Source organism: Aliivibrio sp. S4MY1, assembly GCF_028765545.1.
In the GTDB taxonomy this organism is placed as follows: Bacteria; Pseudomonadota; Gammaproteobacteria; order Enterobacterales; family Vibrionaceae; genus Aliivibrio.
The window spans coordinates 1-725 of the sequence record NZ_JARACP010000063.1; the positions used below are offsets into that span (position 1 = coordinate 1).

A 725-nucleotide genomic window follows, 5' to 3' on the forward strand; every position below is an offset into this window, starting at 1 on the left:
TTAATAAAGAAAAACCCAATCAACGGATTGGGTTTTGTCGTTATATGACATGTGATCTAGACAGTAATTAATCCAGATAATGCCGGCCTGCCGCATTCAGGAAAATCCTCCTGCTGTACATATTCAATCAACAGCTTTCTATCGCCCAACAGTGCAAAGTAGTCATCTTCATTGTAAGTTTGAGCTCTTAACTCTGAGTACAATTCATCAATTGCCATATCGGTTTGATATTGTAGGATCGAAGCGCTCACTTTTTGCAATGTAGATGTTTGCCATTCCACTTCAATATTTCGTTTACACTGATTTAATAACGAGTCGCTAATAATAAGTTGGCCATTAACGATATCCATATTGTGAATTTGATCCAAATCAAGTGTGTCAACTGTGATGCTTGAGAGTGCATTTTTTGAATAGAACGTACTCAACGCAAGGTAGTTTTCATCACCCTCATTAACTTCAATCGCGCAAAGACCAGATTTAGTTTTAAATACGTTAAACATAATTATACCAAGTAGTAGTCAGTAAATAATCGGGCAGAGATATCAGAGCTTGCTCCCTCGGATAAACGAAATTGAATTCTTTTTGCACCTTCTGGAATAAAAATTAAAATACTCCCAAAAGAAAAAGGGTGTTTGCAACCTACAAAAGGAATAAAATCATTACCGTACTTATCGTACGGCGTTGCAGAGAAAGTGTTTTCTGGATTGTATTGAGACAGTCCTGTC

The 725-nt window shown here is 36.8% G+C and carries 2 protein-coding genes; both read right to left on the minus strand.

Translation table 11 applies throughout. The annotated features are described in order from the left end of the window. Positions 1-56: 56 nt before the first annotated feature. Positions 57-500 carry a hypothetical protein gene (locus PVK71_RS20335; RefSeq protein WP_274421130.1) on the minus strand — a complete coding sequence of 148 codons (444 nt, stop codon included), beginning with the start codon at positions 498-500 and terminating at the stop codon, positions 57-59. 2 nt (positions 501-502) lie between these two features. After that, on the minus strand, positions 503-725 hold a 223-nt coding region (locus PVK71_RS20340), incomplete at its 5' end, for a hypothetical protein (protein ID WP_274421131.1).